This window comes from Lysobacter antibioticus (assembly GCF_001442535.1).
Taxonomy (GTDB): Bacteria; Pseudomonadota; Gammaproteobacteria; order Xanthomonadales; family Xanthomonadaceae; genus Lysobacter; species Lysobacter antibioticus.
This window is the reverse complement of sequence record NZ_CP013141.1, coordinates 4,855,928-4,870,897: the sequence shown is the minus strand read 5'-3', so window position 1 is coordinate 4,870,897 and position 14,970 is coordinate 4,855,928. Positions and strand designations below refer to the sequence as shown.

Annotated in this window: 8 protein-coding genes, 2 tRNA genes and 3 rRNA genes; 4 read left to right on the top strand and 9 right to left on the bottom strand. The window is 62.4% G+C overall.

Going from position 1 to position 14,970, the window contains the following annotated elements:
* Nucleotides 1-566: 566 nt before the first annotated feature.
* From rrf to tyrS, 6 genes are all read right to left on the bottom strand, one after another.
* Nucleotides 567-681 (bottom strand): 5S ribosomal RNA (gene rrf / locus GLA29479_RS19810).
* Nucleotides 682-853: 172 nt separating this feature from the next.
* A 23S ribosomal RNA gene (locus tag GLA29479_RS19805) occupies nucleotides 854-3,722 on the bottom strand.
* 234 nt (nucleotides 3,723-3,956) lie between these two features.
* Nucleotides 3,957-4,033 (bottom strand) — tRNA-Ile (locus GLA29479_RS19800).
* Nucleotides 4,034-4,065: 32 nt separating this feature from the next.
* Nucleotides 4,066-4,141, bottom strand: a tRNA-Ala gene (locus GLA29479_RS19795).
* A 106-nt stretch (nucleotides 4,142-4,247) separates the two neighbouring features.
* Nucleotides 4,248-5,792: ribosomal RNA gene (locus tag GLA29479_RS19790) — 16S ribosomal RNA — on the bottom strand.
* The 16S, 23S and 5S rRNA genes sit together here with 2 tRNA genes alongside, the layout of an rRNA operon.
* An 815-nt stretch (nucleotides 5,793-6,607) precedes the next feature.
* Nucleotides 6,608-7,837 carry a tyrosine--tRNA ligase gene (gene tyrS / locus GLA29479_RS19785; protein ID WP_057972601.1) on the bottom strand — a complete coding sequence of 410 codons (1,230 nt, stop codon included), beginning with the start codon at nucleotides 7,835-7,837 and terminating at the stop codon, nucleotides 6,608-6,610.
* A gap of 192 nt (nucleotides 7,838-8,029) precedes the next feature.
* Here tyrS and GLA29479_RS19780 point away from each other — a divergent pair, with 192 nt between their 5' ends.
* Nucleotides 8,030-9,484, top strand: coding sequence for a M23 family metallopeptidase (locus GLA29479_RS19780; protein ID WP_057972600.1), 1,455 nt, complete (start codon nucleotides 8,030-8,032; stop codon nucleotides 9,482-9,484).
* Between the two features lie 268 nt (nucleotides 9,485-9,752).
* Complete coding sequence (locus GLA29479_RS19775; RefSeq protein WP_057973282.1) at nucleotides 9,753-10,928, top strand: anhydro-N-acetylmuramic acid kinase; 1,176 nt, start codon at nucleotides 9,753-9,755, stop codon at nucleotides 10,926-10,928.
* Between the two features lie 28 nt (nucleotides 10,929-10,956).
* Here GLA29479_RS19775 and GLA29479_RS25640 read toward each other — a convergent pair whose 3' ends face one another.
* From GLA29479_RS25640 to GLA29479_RS19760, 3 genes are all read right to left on the bottom strand, one after another.
* Nucleotides 10,957-11,304, bottom strand: coding sequence for a hypothetical protein (locus tag GLA29479_RS25640; RefSeq protein ID WP_187308424.1), 348 nt, complete (start codon nucleotides 11,302-11,304; stop codon nucleotides 10,957-10,959).
* A 100-nt stretch (nucleotides 11,305-11,404) separates the two neighbouring features.
* Nucleotides 11,405-12,808, bottom strand: coding sequence for an AmpG family muropeptide MFS transporter (locus GLA29479_RS19765; RefSeq protein WP_057972599.1), 1,404 nt, complete (start codon nucleotides 12,806-12,808; stop codon nucleotides 11,405-11,407).
* The gene (locus GLA29479_RS19760; RefSeq protein ID WP_057919370.1) at nucleotides 12,798-13,571 is read right to left on the bottom strand and encodes an exodeoxyribonuclease III; all 774 of its coding nucleotides are present in this window, start codon (nucleotides 13,569-13,571) and stop codon (nucleotides 12,798-12,800) included. The genes GLA29479_RS19765 and GLA29479_RS19760 overlap by 11 nt, the downstream gene beginning before the upstream one ends.
* Nucleotides 13,572-13,626: 55 nt before the next feature.
* On the opposite strand from GLA29479_RS19760, the gene GLA29479_RS19755 reads away from it, so the two are divergent.
* Complete coding sequence (locus tag GLA29479_RS19755; RefSeq protein WP_057972598.1) at nucleotides 13,627-14,181, top strand: GNAT family N-acetyltransferase; 555 nt, start codon at nucleotides 13,627-13,629, stop codon at nucleotides 14,179-14,181.
* Nucleotides 14,178-14,840 carry an orotate phosphoribosyltransferase gene (gene pyrE, locus GLA29479_RS19750; RefSeq protein ID WP_057972597.1) on the top strand — a complete coding sequence of 221 codons (663 nt, stop codon included), beginning with the start codon at nucleotides 14,178-14,180 and terminating at the stop codon, nucleotides 14,838-14,840. The genes GLA29479_RS19755 and pyrE overlap by 4 nt, the downstream gene beginning before the upstream one ends.
* Nucleotides 14,841-14,970 lie beyond the last annotated feature (130 nt).

Below are 14,970 nucleotides of genomic sequence, written 5' to 3'. Positions count from 1 at the left end.
GCCGTTGCCGTTGCCGTTGCCGTTGCCGTTGCCGTAATGAGCTTGGCGCAGTAGCGACCTCGCGAGAACACCTGGAGACCCGGAGGGCGGCGCGCAGGGATGCGCGCCGTTTTTCATCGGGACAGGGATGTCCCGTATGAAAAAGCCCTGCGGAAGCACCGCTCGTGCGGGCTGGTGATTCAAAGAGAAGCATTTTTCTTTGGTTACCTTTCTTTTGTTGCTTATGACAAAAGAAAGTAACCCGCCGCTTTAGTGGCGGAAGCTTTAGGCGTTTGATCTGGATCTGATCTTGCTGATCGATGCGCGGCAAGACCGCGACAGCGTGGTCGCGGCTCGCGCCGCTCCTACCCTGGCGAGGGCTCGCCGCTTCGATGGATGCAGTCGGCATTGTGGTTTCGGCGCACCCCGGAGGGCGCACGATTATCGGCGGCGGGCCGGAAGTTAATGTCGGACGCTTAATCGTATTAAGTGGCATCGCCGCAAAACGGTCGGCCGCCGGGATTCGCTTAACACGCGGCCAAAGAAAAACGCCGCAACCTGTGGGTTGCGGCGTTTTAGGGTAAAGCCCCTGGCGATGACCTACTCTTGCATGGCTTAGGCCACACTACCATCGGCGCATGTGCGTTTCACTTCCGAGTTCGGGATGGGATCGGGTGGTGCCACACAGCTATTATCACCAGGGAGAGGGTGGAGGGTCGCCGTCTTCGGTGTATTGAAGAAGCGCGCACGCTCTCGTTGGGATGCTTCAGACGGGATGATCTCCGTCTTCTGCGAATAAGTTGGAATGTAGCGAACAGTATTTTGGGCGAAACGTCTTAAACGTGTCAATGAAGCCAAGGCAACTTGAGGTTATATGGTCAAGCCACACGGATCATTAGTACAGGTTAGCTCAATGCGTTGCCGCACTTACACACCCTGCCTATCAACCACCTAGTCTTGATGGTTCCTTTAGGGGACTTAAAGTCCCGGGAGATCTCATCTTGAGGCGCGCTTCCCGCTTAGATGCTTTCAGCGGTTATCGCTTCCGAACATAGCTACCCGGCAGTGCCACTGGCGTGACAACCGGAACACCAGAGGTTCGTCCACTCCGGTCCTCTCGTACTAGGAGCAGCCCCTCTCAAATCTCCAACGCCCACGACAGATAGGGACCGAACTGTCTCACGACGTTCTGAACCCAGCTCGCGTACCACTTTAAATGGCGAACAGCCATACCCTTGGGACCGACTACAGCCCCAGGATGTGATGAGCCGACATCGAGGTGCCAAACACCGCCGTCGATATGAACTCTTGGGCGGTATCAGCCTGTTATCCCCGGAGTACCTTTTATCCGTTGAGCGATGGCCCTTCCATACAGAACCACCGGATCACTAAGACCTACTTTCGTACCTGCTTGATCCGTCGATCTTGCAGTCAAGCACGCTTATGCCTTTGCACACAGTGCGCGATGTCCGACCGCGCTGAGCGTACCTTCGTGCTCCTCCGTTACACTTTGGGAGGAGACCGCCCCAGTCAAACTACCCACCATACACGGTCCCCGACCCGGATTACGGGCCTAGGTTAGAACGTCAAGCACGACAGGGTGGTATTTCAAGGATGGCTCCACCACAGCTAGCGCCATGGTTTCATAGCCTCCCACCTATCCTACACAGACGAACTCAACGTTCAGTGTAAAGCTATAGTAAAGGTTCACGGGGTCTTTCCGTCTTGCCGCGGGAACGCTGCATCTTCACAGCGATTTCAATTTCACTGAGTCTCGGGTGGAGACAGCGCCGCTGTCGTTACGCCATTCGTGCAGGTCGGAACTTACCCGACAAGGAATTTCGCTACCTTAGGACCGTTATAGTTACGGCCGCCGTTTACTGGGGCTTCGATCAAGAGCTTCGCCTTGCGGCTGACCCCATCAATTAACCTTCCAGCACCGGGCAGGCGTCACACCCTATACGTCCACTTTCGTGTTTGCAGAGTGCTGTGTTTTTGATAAACAGTCGCAGCGGCCTGGTCACTGCGGCCCCTCCCAGCTATTCACCAGAAAGGGCGCACCTTCTCCCGAAGTTACGGTGCTATTTTGCCTAGTTCCTTCACCCGAGTTCTCTCAAGCGCCTTAGAATTCTCATCCTGCCCACCTGTGTCGGTTTACGGTACGGTCTGCGTAAGCTGAAGCTTAGGAGCTTTTCCTGGAAGCGTGATATCAGCAGCCTAGTCCAAAAGGACCGGTCCTTAGTCTCAACGTTGCCCCCCCGGATTTGCCTAAGGGGACCGCCTCAACTCTCTCACCAGGACAACCAACGCCTGGCCTGCTTAACCTTCTCCGTCCCTCCATCGCACTTACGCGAGGTGCAGGAATATTAACCTGCTTCCCATCGACTACGCATTTCTGCCTCGCCTTAGGGGCCGACTCACCCTGCGTCGATTAACGTTGCGCAAGGAAACCTTGGGCTTTCGGCGTGCGGGCTTTTCACCCGCATTATCGTTACTCATGTCAGCATTCGCACTTCCGATACCTCCAGCGGACTTCTCAATCCACCTTCAACGGCTTACGGAACGCTCCTCTACCGCGCATCACAAAGTGATGCACCCCAAGCTTCGGTTTATCGCTTAGCCCCGTTAAATCTTCCGCGCAGACCGACTCGACCAGTGAGCTATTACGCTTTCTTTAAAGGGTGGCTGCTTCTAAGCCAACCTCCTGGCTGTCTGTGCCTTTCCACATCGTTCACCACTTAGCGATAAATTTGGGACCTTAGCTGTGGGTCTGGGTTGTTTCCCTTTTCACGACGGACGTTAGCACCCGCCGTGTGTCTCCCGGATAGTACGTACTGGTATTCGGAGTTTGCCATGGTTTGGTAAGTCGCAATGACCCCCTAGCCATAACAGTGCTCTACCCCCAGTAGTATTCGTCCGAGGCGCTACCTAAATAGCTTTCGAGGAGAACCAGCTATCTCCGGGTTCGATTAGCTTTTCACTCCTAATCACACCTCATCCCCTACCTTTGCAACGGGAGTGGGTTCGGGCCTCCAGTTGATGTTACTCAACCTTCACCCTGGGCATGACTAGATCACCCGGTTTCGGGTCTACTGCCCGCGACTATGCGCCCTTATCAGACTCGGTTTCCCTTCGCCTCCCCTATACGGTTAAGCTTGCCACGAACAGTAAGTCGACTGACCCATTATACAAAAGGTACGCAGTCACTCCTTGCGGAGCTCCTACTGCTTGTACGCACACGGTTTCAGGGTCTATTTCACTCCCTTCACCAGGGTTCTTTTCGCCTTTCCCTCACGGTACTGGTTCACTATCGGTCGGTCAGGAGTATTTAGCCTTGGAGGATGGTCCCCCCATGTTCAGACAGGGTTTCTCGTGCCCCGCCCTACTCGATTTCATCGCATCAGCCCCTTCGCATACAGGGCTGTCACCTTCTATGGCCGAGCTTTCCAACTCGTTTTGCTGAAGCTGATGCAACTTAAGGGCTAGTCCCCGTTCGCTCGTCACTACTTAGGGAATCTCGGTTGATTTCTTTTCCTCCGGGTACTTAGATATTTCAGTTCTCCGGGTTCGCTTCCAGCAGCTATGTATTCACTGCAGGATACCTATTGCTAGGTGGGTTTCCCCATTCGGACATCGCGGGATCAATGCTTATTGCCAGCTCCCCCGCGCTTTTCGCAGGCTGTCACGTCCTTCATCGCCTCTGACCGCCAAGGCATCCACCGTGTGCGCTTATTCGCTTGACCATATAACCCCAAGTTGCCTCAGGATTATCGATTTACGAACAAATCAACAACTTCAAATGTTAGGGCCTCTTGGGCCCCGCCTTAGCCTCACGACACGTTTGGACATTCCGTCTCAAAACGCTCGCTACATTCCAGTTTTTCAAAGAACACTTCAAAGGCTTCAGCGCCTTCGAAGTTTCAAATCTTTATGTGTGCGCAGTTCAGAGTTTTGTCTCGCTCCAGCTTTCGCCAGGGTGGTGGGTCTGGGAGGACTCGAACCACCGGCCTCACCCTTATCAGGGGTGCGCTCTAACCACCTGAGCTACAGACCCAATTCGTCCCTAAGGACTACTTACTGGCTAGGTGGTGGAGCTTGTCGGGATCGAACCGACGACCCCCTGCTTGCAAAGCAGGTGCTCTCCCAGCTGAGCTAAAGCCCCATCGAAACGGGACGACTCCTCGATCACCCCAAGGCGATCGGGAACTCTGAAATGCAGGTCACTTGTGCGGACGTCTGGACAGGCAATTAACTGTCTTTTTGTCTCTAAAGGAGGTGATCCAGCCGCACCTTCCGATACGGCTACCTTGTTACGACTTCACCCCAGTCATCGGCCACACCGTGGCAAGCGCCCTCCCGAAGGTTAAGCTACCTGCTTCTGGTGCAACAAACTCCCATGGTGTGACGGGCGGTGTGTACAAGGCCCGGGAACGTATTCACCGCAGCAATGCTGATCTGCGATTACTAGCGATTCCGACTTCACGGAGTCGAGTTGCAGACTCCGATCCGGACTGAGATAGGGTTTCTGGGATTGGCTTGCCCTCGCGGGTTTGCAGCCCTCTGTCCCTACCATTGTAGTACGTGTGTAGCCCTGGTCGTAAGGGCCATGATGACTTGACGTCATCCCCACCTTCCTCCGGTTTGTCACCGGCGGTCTCCTTAGAGTTCCCACCATTACGTGCTGGCAACTAAGGACAAGGGTTGCGCTCGTTGCGGGACTTAACCCAACATCTCACGACACGAGCTGACGACAGCCATGCAGCACCTGTCTCACGGTTCCCGAAGGCACCAATCCATCTCTGGAAAGTTCCGTGGATGTCAAGACCAGGTAAGGTTCTTCGCGTTGCATCGAATTAAACCACATACTCCACCGCTTGTGCGGGCCCCCGTCAATTCCTTTGAGTTTCAGTCTTGCGACCGTACTTCCCAGGCGGCGAACTTAACGCGTTAGCTTCGATACTGAGAGCCAAGTTGCTCCCAACATCCAGTTCGCATCGTTTAGGGCGTGGACTACCAGGGTATCTAATCCTGTTTGCTCCCCACGCTTTCGTGCCTCAGTGTCAGTGCTGGTCCAGGTAGTCGCCTTCGCCACAGATGTTCCTCCCGATATCTACGCATTTCACTGCTACACCGGGAATTCCACTACCCTCTACCGCACTCTAGTAAGCCAGTTTCCAATGCCATTCCCAGGTTGAGCCCAGGGCTTTCACATCAGACTTAACAAACCACCTACGCACGCTTTACGCCCAGTAATTCCGAGTAACGCTTGCACCCTTCGTATTACCGCGGCTGCTGGCACGAAGTTAGCCGGTGCTTATTCTTCCGGTACCGTCATGACCTCGGGGTATTAACCCGAAGCTTTTCTTTCCGGACAAAAGTGCTTTACAACCCGAAGGCCTTCTTCACACACGCGGCATGGCTGGATCAGGCTTGCGCCCATTGTCCAATATTCCCCACTGCTGCCTCCCGTAGGAGTCTGGACCGTGTCTCAGTTCCAGTGTGGCTGATCATCCTCTCAGACCAGCTACGGATCGTCGCCTTGGTGGGCCTTTACCCCGCCAACTAGCTAATCCGACGTCGGCTCATCTATCTGCGCGAAGCCCGAAGGTCCTCCGCTTTCACCCGTAGGTCGTATGCGGTATTAGCGTAAGTTTCCCTACGTTATCCCCCACAAATAGGCAGATTCCGACGTATTCCTCACCCGTCCGCCACTCGCCACCCAAGGAGCAAGCTCCTCTGTGCTGCCGTTCGACTTGCATGTGTTAGGCCTGCCGCCAGCGTTCACTCTGAGCCAGGATCAAACTCTTCACTTAAATGTTTCGACTCCAGCCTTGCGGCCTTCATCAATGCTTTGAGTGCAGACTTCGCCCCAGGCCCTCATTACTCAATTACTCGCATTTGCATGCTTTCTTCAATCATTTGGACTCTGTTACGAACGTCTGCAAGATGGACAATCATCCACCCGCCAGACGCCCGCACAAGTCACCTGCGCACACTGTCAAAGATCGTCGAAACCGGCCTCAGCGCCTTGTTTCGTGCTCGCCACCGAAGTGGCCGAGCGAGCCGCACACTATACAGTAGTTTTCGTGAACGTCAACACCTGTCCGCGAAACTTTTTGCTGCTTCCCGACTCGTCGTCCGCTTCGTTTTTCCGAAGCTTCCGTCTCACCGGGCCGCGCATCTTACAGCATGTTTTCGACTCGTCAACACTTATCGAAATCGCCGTTTTCTGCGCCCCGCCAACCTCACAAACCGGTCAGCGGGCCGCGCATCTTACAGCAATGTTTCAGACCGTCAACACCTGTCGAAACCGCCCTTTCTGCGCGTCCCCGCCGTGCGATGCATCTGCTCAGCGGGGCCGCGCATTATGCATACATGAACAGGGCTTGGGAAGCGATTTCAAAAAAAATGAACAGGGAATTTCGCGGTCGCCGGGGAAAGCCTTATGGGACGGGCTTAACGGATGGTTTGCGACCTGGGTCGGCCCTCACCCCAGCCCTCTCCCGCCAGCGGGAGAGGGAGTGGCATGCCGCAGCTGGGGGCATTCGTGCCATTTGCCGGGCTATCCGCACTATCACCGAACTCCGCGTCGGCTTTTAACAGGCATCGCCGCCGGCAAGGGCTGCGCTTAGGCGGCGACCAGGCGAACACGGGCGAAATTGCGCTTGCCCACGGCCAGCACGCCCTCGAACCCCGGGGTGAACACCTGCTGCGGGTCTTCTATGACGTTGCCGTCCACCTTCACCGCCCGCTCTTTGAGCTTGCGGTTGCCTTCGGCATTGCTCGGCATCAGCCCGGCGGCCACCAATAGCGCTGCGATACGCAGGCCCTCGGCCGGCACGCCGACGTCGGTCAGCGGCAAGGAGGCGATATCGCCCTCGCCGCGCACCGCCGCATTCCAGCCCGCCATGGCCTGCTCGGCGGCCTGCGCCCCGTGGAAGCGGGCGGCCAGTTCGCGCGCCAGGCGCATCTTGAGGTCGCGCGGGTTGAGCTGGCCGGCGGCGATCTCTTCTTTCAGGCGCGCTGCCTCGGCGATACCGATCTCGAAGCTGAGCAGGTCGATCCAGCGCCACATCAACACGTCGTCGATCTTCATCGTCTTGGTGACGATGTCGATGGCCGGCTCGTTGATGCCGATGTAGTTGCCGAGCGACTTGGACATCTTGTTGACGCCGTCCAGGCCCTCCAGCAGCGGCATGGTCAGGACGATCTGGGCCGGCTGGCCGTGGTGCTCCTGCAGGCCGCGCCCCATCAACAGATTGAATTTCTGGTCGGTGCCGCCGAGTTCGACGTCGCACTGCAATGCCACCGAGTCGTAGCCCTGCACCAGCGGATACAGGAATTCGTGGATCGCGATCGGCTGCTGGGCGGCGTAGCGCTTGGCGAAGTCGTCGCGCTCGAGCATGCGCGCGACCGTGTGCTGGGCGGCGAGCTTGATCATGTCGGCCGAACTCATCTGGCCGAACCACTCGGAATTGAAGCGGACCTCGGTGCGCTCCTTGTCCAGCACCTTGAACACCTGGTCGGCGTAGGTCTGCGCATTGGCGAGCACGTCTTCGCGGGTCAGCGGCTTGCGGGTGACGTTCTTGCCGGTCGGGTCGCCGATCATTCCGGTGAAGTCGCCGATCAGGAAGATCACCTGATGGCCCAGGTCCTGGAACTGCCGCATCTTGTTGAGCAGGACGGTGTGACCGATATGCAGGTCGGGCGCGGTCGGGTCGAACCCGGCCTTGATGCGCAGCGGGCGGCCCCCGGCCTTCATGGATGCGGTCAGACGGGCTTCGAGCTCCTCGCGCTTGAGGATTTCATCGGCGCCGCGGGCGATCAGGTCGAGGGCTTCTTGTACGGATGAGGACACGTGGGGACTCGCTCGGCGGCCACGCCCCAGAGTGCGAACGCGGTCACGGATTCAGGTTAATTGGGAGTTAAACGAATTCAAGCCGGCAGGAGATAAAAACCCCATTCAGCTCAAGGGTTTGACGCGTACTACTCGTGTGACTATGGTAACGCCGCTACGCGGCCTTCACACCTCACGCGAGGGATTCATCCAATGACAGTACCCGAGCAGGCTTCCAGTGTGGGCGCGCAACGCCGCGAACGACTGAAAGCCCTGCGTGAAGCCGCATTGCGCCGCCCTGTGCTGGCGCGTCATCTTTCCGATGGATTCAACGGTCGCTGGTCGGGCCGACAGTGGGTGCAGGCCGGCCTGTTCGCGACCCTGGGCATGATGGTCGCGGCCATCGTGCCAGGCTTCAGCCAGTCGACCGCTTCGGTGCGCGTGCACGAGCCGCGCCAATCCCTGGCCCTGGCCCTGCCGCCGCTGCCGATCGCCCGCGTGCGCGGCGAACACGGCGACAGCTGGCAGTTGGTGCGGATCAATCGCGGCGAAACCCTGGGCTCTGTGTTCAAGGACCTGGACATCCCGGCTTCGACGATGCACAAGATCCTCGAGCAGCCCGGCGCCAAGGAAGCCTTGAAGCGCATGAAACCCGGCACCGAGCTCGGTTTCGACATGCCCGTCAACGGCAGCCTGCGCACCTTCCGCTACGACCGCGACGACAGCCACCGCATCGAGCTGAGCCTCGCCGGCGACAAGATCACCCAGAAGATCATCACCCGCCCGACCGAGAGCCGCACCGTGGTCCTGAGCGGCAAGGTCGGCAAGTCGCTGTTCCGCTCGGCGCGCAAGGTCGGGCTGACGCCGGCCAACATCAACACGCTGACCGACGACATCTTCAAGTACGACATCGACTTCAACGAAGACGTCGGCGCCGAAGATCGTTTCAGCGTCGTGGTCGAGCAGACTTGGCGCGAAGGCGAACTGCTCAGCACCGGTCCGGTGCTGGCGGCGACCTTCACCAGCGAAGGCCGCCTGCATACGGGCTTCCGCTTCGAGCGCGGCGGCAAGGCCGAGTACTTCACCGGCGACGGCCGCCCGCTCAAGAAGAGCTTCATCCGCATGCCGATTCCGTATGCGCGCCTGACCTCGGGCTTCGGCTCGCGCCGTCATCCGGTGCTGGGCCGCATCCGCATGCACACCGGCGTCGACTACGGCGCGGGCACCGGCACGCCGATCATGGCCGCGGGCGATGCGCGCGTGCAGTTCGTCGGCTGGAAGGGCGGTTACGGCCGCGCGGTGATCCTCGACCACGGCCGCGGCTACACCACGCTGTACGGGCACATGTCGAATTTCGGCCGCATCCGACCGGGCCAGCACGTCGGCCAGGGCACGGTGATCGGCTATGTCGGCAGCTCCGGCCTGGCGACCGGCCCGCACCTGCATTACGAATTCCGCATCAACGGCGTGCACCGCAACCCGCTGTCGGTGACGATGCCGCCGCCGGAGCCGCTGAGCGGCATGGCGCTGGCCCAGTTCCGCACCCAGACCGGCGTGGCTCTGGCGCGGATCCGCCAGGTCGAGAACATCATCTACGCCGATGCCGGCCCGGCGCCGGCCGCAGCACCGGCCAAGACGGCGGCGAAGAAGAAGACCACCAAGGCCTGACCGGCCGCGGCAAGCGAAAGGCCTCTTCGGAGGCCTTTCTGCTTTTTGGGATGGCGTCATGGATGCCATGCCAGGGCGGGACGCGTTACCGTGGGTCGCTATGCCGCACAGGGAACTCGGCGTGATTGAGAATTCCTCGGTCCCGTTTGCCACTGACACCGCTACGCCGCTTTCAGGCCTCGGAGCTTCATCGTGATTGAGAATTCTTCGGTCCCGGCTGGTGCCGACATCGCTACGCCGCTTTCAGGCCTTTCGGAGCTTCGTCGTGATTGAGAATTCTTCGGTCCCGTTTGCCACTGACGCCGCTACGCCGCTTTCAGGCCTTTATCTTGGACTGATCTCCGGGACCAGCGCGGACGGCATCGACGCCGCCCTGGTGCGCTTCGGAGACGGCGCCGCGCCGACCCGCTGCGAACTGGTGCTCGGCCGCACCTATCCTTGGCAGGACGCGCTGCGCGAGCGCCTGGTCGCGCTCGGCCAGGGCGGCGACGCGCGTTCGCTGGAGGAGCTCGGCACCCTCGACGCGCAAGTCGCCGAGGCCTTCGCCGAGGCGGCCCTGAGCCTGATCGGAGAAGCCGGCGTGGCCGCATCGCAGGTCGCCGCGATCGGCTCGCACGGCCAGACCGTGCGCCATCGCCCGGCCGGCGCCGGCTACGACGGCCGTCATCCTTTCACCTGGCAGATCGGCGACGGCGCAGTCATCGCCGAACGCAGCGGCATCGCCACCGTGGCCGATTTCCGCCGCCGCGACGTCGCCGCCGGCGGCCACGGCGCGCCGCTGATGCCCGCCTTCCACGCCGCCTTGCTGCATTCCGACACCGAGGACCGGGCCGCGCTCAATCTCGGCGGAATCGCCAACTTCACCCTGTTGCCGGCGCGCGGCGACGTGCGCGGTTTCGACACCGGGCCGGCCAATTGCCTGATGGACGCCTGGGCGCTACGCCACCTGGGCACGGCGTTCGACGCCGACGGCGCCTTCGCCGCGCGCGGCACGGTCGATGCGGACCTGCTTGCGCGCCTGCTCGACGAGCCCTGGTTCGCCCTGCCGCCGCCGAAGAGCACCGGACGCGAGCAATTCCACCTGGCATGGGTCGAGGCCCGCCTGAGCGGCGCGCAGGCGCCACAGGACGTGCAGGCGACCCTGCTCGAACTCAGCGCGATCACCACTGCCGATGCCTTGCGCGCGCACCAGCCGGCGACGAAGCGAGTGCTGGCCTGCGGCGGCGGCGTGCGCAATCGCGCCCTGCTCGAACGGATCGCCGCGCATCTGCCCGGGGTCGCGGTCGAGTCGACCGTGCCTTACGGCCTGGACCCGGATTTCGTCGAGGCGATGGGCTTCGCCTGGCTGGCACGGCAGACGTTGAGCGGACTGCCGGGCAACCTGCCCAGCGTCACCGGCGCGCGCGGCCCGCGCGTGCTCGGCACGGTGCATCCGGCCGCCTAGCCGGCGTCTCTGTCGGCGCTACCCGGCCTCAGGCCGGGTCGGTGTTGATGCGGAACTCTTCGAGCAGTTCCAGGCTGCTGAAGTCGGGCCCGGCCGGCTTGGGCGCGGCCGGTTCGGCGCGGCCGATCAGGGAGAACCCCGGGTCGCTGGGGATGTGCTCCAGGGCGGCGATCGCTTCCTGCAACGCCGACGCGTCGGTGTCGCTGAAACGCCCGACCATCTCGGCCTCGACCGCGAACAGCCCGCTCTCGATCAGGTGCAAGGCCGTGCGCTGCAGACTCCAGCCGCGCGTCTCCGCGACCCGGCGAATGCGGTCGGCCAGGATGGCGTCCAGGTTGTGCAGGATGATGTCGGCCACAGGCGAGCAAAGTGCCATCGTTGCCGTATCGATAGCAACACGAAGTTGCTGGATTCGCGTTCAGGAACTCGACTGCACCGACGGCCGGCGCCTGCCGGCGGACACGAGGCGCCCGCGATCAGGCCGCTGTTTGTACCGCTGCCGGCGGTTTGCGCACCACCAGCACGATGCACAACAGCAAGGCCGGGATGCCGACCAGCGCGGTGCCGACGAAGAACAGCGAGTAGGCCTCGAGCAGGCTGCGATCGATCGCCAGGTGCTCCACCGCCACGCCGGACAAGCCCTTCAGCACCTTGCCGAGCAAAGCGTAGAACGAGCTCAGCAGCGCGTACTGGGTGGCGGTGTAGCCGACGTTGGTCAGGCTGGACATGTAGCCGACCAGGGCCACGCCGGCATAGCCGTTGCAGAAGTTGTCGATCACCATCGCCGCGGTGAACACGCCCGGGTCGTTACCGTGCAAGGCCAGGTAGGCGAAGGCCAGGTTCGAGCCCGGGCCGAGCACCGCGCCGGCGAGCAGGGTCTGGATGAAGCCGAAGCGCACCGCGGTCAGGCCGGCCGCGGCGACCCCGGCGATGGTCGCGACCAGACCGAACGAGCCGCGCACCGCGCCCACGGTTTCCTTGGCCATGCCGAGGTCGGCGTAGAACGGATTGGCCATCGGCCCGAACAGGAAATCCGGCAGCCGGTACAGGCTGATGGTCAGCAGCATCAACAGCGCCCATTGGCCGTGCTGGCGGAAGAAGGCCACGAACGGGCCGACCAGGGCGTCGAACAGGCCGCGGGCGGAGAACAGCGCCGGGTGCGGGCTCGCCGCGGCGAGCACCGAAGCGGCCGGCTCGCGCGCCGACAGCGTCGCCAGCACGCCGACGCCCATCAACGCCGCCATCGCACCGTAGGACAGCGACCAGCCGGCCTGCGCGGCGAGGATCAGGATCAACGAGTCGGTGACCAACAGGGCGCCGCGGTAGCCCAGGGTCGAGGTCGAGGTCAGCAGCCCCTGCTGCTCGGGGCTGGACGCGCTTTCGATGCGCCAAGCGTCGATGACGATGTCCTGGGTCGCCGAGGCGAAAGCCACCACCAGCGCCAGCGCGCCGAACACCAGCAAGTGGTTCAAGGCGACCCCGCCGAGCAGCAACTGGCCCTGGCGCGGTTCGACCAGGGCCATGCCGACCAGGGCCGCGCCGACGACCAGTTGCGACAGCAGCATCCAGCCGCGGCGCCGGCCGAGCCAGCGCCCCAGCACCGGCGCGTCGAGCTTGTCGACCAGCGGCGCCCACAGGAATTTCAGCGAATAGGCCAGGCCGACCCAGGACAGGAAGCCGATGGTCGACAACTCGATGGCGTTCTCGCGCATCCAGAAGCCGAGGGTATTGCCGACCAGGTAGATCGGAATGCCCGAGCTGAACCCGAGCAACAGCATGACCAGGACCTTGGGCTCGCGCAGGTTGGCGAGCACCAGCCGCCAGCCCTTGCGCGCGGGCGGCGCCGCGCGCGCGGCCGCGGCGCCGGCCTCAGAGGTCATAGTCGACGCTGAAAGGCGCGTGGTCGGAGAAGCGCGGTTCTCTCAGGATCGAGCAGCCGCGCAGGCGGTCGCGCAGACTCGGGGTGGCGAACTGGTAATCGATGCGCCAACCGACGTCGTTGGCGCGCGCGGCGCCGCGGTTGCTCCACCAGGTGTAGTCCTGGCCCTCGGCGTTCAAGCTGCGATAGGCGTCGACCCAGCCGCTTTCGTCCATGCACACGCCGTTGAGCCAGTCGCGCTCCGGCGGCAGGCAGCCGGAGTTCTTCTGGTTCGAGCTCCAGTTCTTGATGTCGAGGCGGGTGCGGACGATGTTCCAGTCGCCGCACAGGACGTAGTCGCGGCCGCTCGCCAGCCATTGGTCGAGGATGGGCTTCAGCCATTCCATGACCTCGAACTTGAAACCCTGGCGCAGCTCGCCGGACGACCCGGACGGGATGTAGAACGAGACTACGCTGAGGTTGCCGAAGCGCGCCTCGATGTAGCGGCCTTCTTCGTCGAACGGCGCCCAGCCCAGGGCGGTGCGGACCTCGTCGGGCTCGCGCCGGCTGTAGATCGCCACGCCGCTGTAGCCCTTCTTGGTGGTGGCGTCGCGGAAATAGGCGCGGTAGCCGTCGGGCAGGAAGGCCGGCCCGGCCAACTGGTGCTCCTGGGCCTTAGTCTCCTGGACGCAGAGCACGTCCGCGTTCTGGGTCTTGAACCAGTCGAAGAAGCCTTTGGTCGTGGCCGAGCGCAGACCGTTGGCGTTGAAGCTGATGATGCGCATGCGCGCTCCACATCCGAAGTGCGCACGATCATAGCAACGGCCGGGCACGGGTATCATGTCGGCCATGACCGTGGCGACCTCCGTTTTCAGCGATTCCGCGGCCGCCGTGCGCGTGCTGCCGGTGGACGCGGCGCTGGCGCCGTCGGTGCGCGCGCTGCAGGTCGCCCCCGAGCAACTGCCCTTCGTCGGCGACACCGCCTTCAACCTGGCCGACACCTGGCGCGACCCGAACAGCGAGGCGATGGCGATACTGGCCGACGACCGCGTGGTCGGCTTCTACCGGCTCGACTTCAGCGTCCAGGCGATCGCCGGGCGCTCGCTCGGCGAACCCGGCGTGGGCCTGCGCGCCTACATGATCGACCGAGCCCGGCAAGGCCGCGGTTACGGCACGCGCGCCATCGCCGCCTGCCGCGACGACCTGTGCTTGCGTCATCCGCAGCGCCGCCTGCTCGCCTTGACCGTCAACGTGCGCAACCGGCCGGCGATCTCGGCTTATCTCAAGGCCGGCTTCGTCGACACCGGCGAGTTGTTCCACGGCGGCAACGCCGGCCCGCAGCACCTGATGCTGCTGCGTCTGATTCCTTCTTCCCCCGACCCGACCTCGCCATGACCGACCATCGCCATCGCTTCCTCCAGCTCGCCCTGAACGCCGACGCCCTGCGCTTCGGCGAGTTCACCCTCAAGTCGGGCCGGACCAGTCCGTATTTCTTCAATGCCGGCCGTTTCGATTCGGGCGCGGCGCTGGCCGGGCTGGCGAGCTGCTATGCCGATGCGATCCAGGCCCAAGGCCTGGAGTTCGATCTGCTGTTCGGCCCGGCCTACAAGGGCATTCCGCTGGCGACCGCGCTCGGCTGCGAGTACGCACGCCGCGGCCGCGACCTGCCGCTGGCCTTCAACCGCAAGGAAGCCAAGGCCCACGGCGAAGGCGGCATGCTGATCGGCGCCCCCCTGGCGGGCCGCCGCGTGCTGATCGTCGACGACGTCATCACCGCCGGCACCGCCATCCGCGAAGCGCTGAGCCTGATCGCCGAGGCCGGCGGCAGCGTCGCCGGCATCGTCATCGCGCTCGACCGCCAGGAAGCCGTGGACCCTGCACAATCCCGACGCTCGGCGGCAGAAACTGTCGCAATCGAACACGCTCTGCCGGTGGTCGCGATCGCCACCCTCGACGACCTCCTCGCCTTCACCGGCGAGAGTGCACAGTTCGCCTCACAGCGCGAACGCCTGCTGGCCTATCGCAGCGCCTACGGCCGTAGCGCGGAGACCTGATCGCCGGACGGCGGCGCAGGAGACGGATGCGGGCGTTGGACGACGCCCGCATTGTGATCGCAGGCACGAAAGAGGAGACCGACATGGCCCGACTCTTGCTTGGTTCTTTGCCGATTGGCCGACCGTTCGA